The following is a 2760-nucleotide window of genomic DNA, read 5'->3' as shown; positions in this document are numbered from 1 at the left end:
CCCCCACCACCAGATCCCACAACCCATCCGGTGACGACACGTCCCCAGGGAAACGACACCCCATCCCGACGATCACCACGGGATCCTCATCCGCCACCACGACCGGAGCCTGGGTCTGCTCGGTGGCGGGTTGGGTGCCGGTGAGTCGGCTGGCCAGGTGTTCGGCCAGGGCGGCCGGGGTGGGGTGGTCGAAGATCAGGGTGGCGGGCAGGGTGAGGCCGGTGGCGGTGGCCAGCCGGTTGCGCAGTTCCACTCCGGTGAGCGAGTCGAAGCCCAGGTCGGAGACGGTGCGGTCGAGGTCGATGGCGGCCGGGTCGTCGTGGCCGAGGACGGCGGCGGCGTGGGTGCGGACCAGGTTGGCGAGGGCGCGGTCACGGTCGGGCGGGTTCATCGCGGCGATCCGGCGGATCGACGCCGGACCCCGGTCGCGGCGGGGTGCTCGCCGGCCGGGTGCCAGGCTGTGCAGGACGGCGGGTACGTCGGTGGAGGTGCGTAGCAGAGTCGGGTCGACGGCGGTCACGGCCAGCACCGGGTCGGTGCCGGCGACGGCGGCGTCCAGGGCGGTCAGCGCGTCGGCGGTGTCGATGGGGCGCAGGCCGAGGCGGGCGATGCGGGAGAGGTCGGTGTCGGTCAGGGTGGCGGACATGGTGCCGCCGTCCTGCCACAGTCCCCAGGCGATGGAGGTGGCGGGCAGTCCGGCGGCCTGCCGGTGTCGGGCCAGTTCGTCGAGGAAGGCGTTGCCGGCGGCGTAGGCGGCCTGTCCGGCAGGGCCGACCAGTCCGGCGATCGACGAGTAGAGGACGAACGCGGTGAGCGGCCGGTCGGCGGTCAGCTCGTGCAGATTCCAGGCGGCGTCGGCCTTCGCGGCGAGGACCTCGTCGACCTGGTCGGCGGTGAGCGAGGCAAGGACGCCGTCGCGGCTGATGCCGGCCGCGTGCACCACGGCGCTGATCGTGGGATGCCGGTCCAGCAGGCCGGCCAGGGCGGTGCGGTCGGTGACGTCGCAGGCGGCGACGTGCACGCGCGCACCCAGCCCGGTCAGTTCCGTGGTGAGGTCGGCGACGCCGGGAGCCTCCGGGCCGGTGCGGCTGACCAGCAGCAGGTCGCGGACGCCGTGCCGGGTGGCCAGGTGTCGGGCCAGGGCGGCGCCCAGGGCGCCGGTGCCGCCGGTGATCAGTACCGTGCCGTCACCCCAGTCGGGGTGCGTCTGCGGTGCCGGTCCGGCCGGGACGAGCCGGGGCACCATCACCTCGCCGTCGCGGATACGCAGGTCGGGTTCGTCGCCGAGGGCCTCGCGCAGCAGGGCGGTCCGGGAGGCGTCGGTGTCGTCGGTGTCGACGAACACGACGCGGCCGGGATTCTCGGTGCGGGCGCTGCGGACCAGGCCGGCGACGGCAGCGGCGGTGAGCGGGTCGTCGGCGGGCGGGACGACGACGAGGCGGGGACCGGGTTCGCCGGTCAGGTGGTCGCGGAGCACGGCGAGGGTGTCGTGCACGGCGGTGCGGGCCCGGGTGGCCGGCGAACCCGGGCCGGTTGCGGCCACCCGGACGATCAGGAGGTCCGGCGGGGCGGTGCCGTTCGCGTTCGCCGCCGGGGCGTGGCCGGGCGCCGGGTGCGGCTGCCACTGCGGCCGGTAGCGCAGGTCGGTGGCGGAGGGGCGGAACTGGTCCGGGTCGGCCGGGCGCAGGGTGAGTTGGCGGACGGTGGCGACCGGGTCGCCGGTGTCGTCGGTGACGGTGAGGCGGACGGATTCCGGTCCGAGTGGGGTGATTCGGGCGCGCAGGATGGTCGCCCGGGTGCCGGTCAGGTGCACGCCGGCCCAGGCGAACGGCAGCCGGGCCGGGCTGTCGGCGGCGACGCCGGGCAGCAGGGGGTGCAGCGCGGCGTCGAGCAGCGCCGGGTGCACGGTGAACCCGGTGTTGTCGGGACCGGTGATCTCCGCGTACAGGTCGTCGCCGTGGCGGTGCAGGCGTTGCAGGCCGCGGAACTGCGGGCCGTAGTCGTAGCCGTGCTCGGTCAGCCGGTCGTACAGGTCGTCGAGGTCGATCTCGGTGGCGGCGGCCGGGACGCGGGTGTCCGGGTGCTCGTCGGGCGGGGTGTCGTCCAGTACGGCGGTGGCGTGGCGCTGCCAGGGGGTGTCGTCGGTGGCGGCGGCGCGGGTGAACACCTCTGCGGTGCAGCGGCCGTCGTCGTGGCCGGTGACGGTGACCTGTAGGTCGAGCGGCTGGTCACCGGGCAGGGTGACGGGCGTGGTCGTGACGAGGTCGACCAGATGGGGGTGCCCGGTGCGGGCGCCGACGGTGGCGAGCAGATCGGCCAGGGCGACGCCGGGGAGCACGACGGTGCCGTGCAGGCGGTGGTCGGCAAGCCACGGTTGGGCGGTGGTGGACAGTTCGCCGGTGAACACGGTCGTGTCGCCGGCGGCGAGGGTGACGGCCGCGGTGAGCAGCGGGTGCCCGGCGGGCCGCAGACCGGCGTCGACGCCACTGGCCGGATGCATCCAGTAGCGGCGGCGCTGGAACGGGTAGGTCGGCAGGGCATGGCGGCGGGCGCCGGTGTCGGCGAGGATGGCGGGCCGGTCGATGCCGGCGCCGTTGGCCCAGAGTGTGGCGGCCGCGGTGCGCACGGCGTCCGGTTCGGGTTGGTCGCGGCGCAGGGTGGGGATGGTGGTGAGGGTGTCGGCGGCCAGTGCGCTGAGCACGGCGTCGGGCCCGATCTCGAGCAGGGTGCGGGCGCCGAGCCGGTGGGCGGTGCGGATTG

Annotated in this window: 1 protein-coding gene; it reads right to left on the bottom strand. The window is 75.4% G+C overall.

Going from position 1 to position 2760, the window contains the following annotated elements; genetic code table 11:
• Positions 1–2760 (bottom strand): type I polyketide synthase (locus Vgi01_RS30200; RefSeq protein ID WP_204293331.1); only part of this gene is annotated, 2760 nt, incomplete at both ends.

Origin of the sequence: Micromonospora gifhornensis, from assembly GCF_016863515.1 — a bacterium.
In the GTDB taxonomy this organism is placed as follows: domain Bacteria; phylum Actinomycetota; class Actinomycetes; order Mycobacteriales; family Micromonosporaceae; genus Micromonospora; species Micromonospora gifhornensis.
This window is presented reverse-complemented; position numbering and strand designations above follow the sequence as displayed.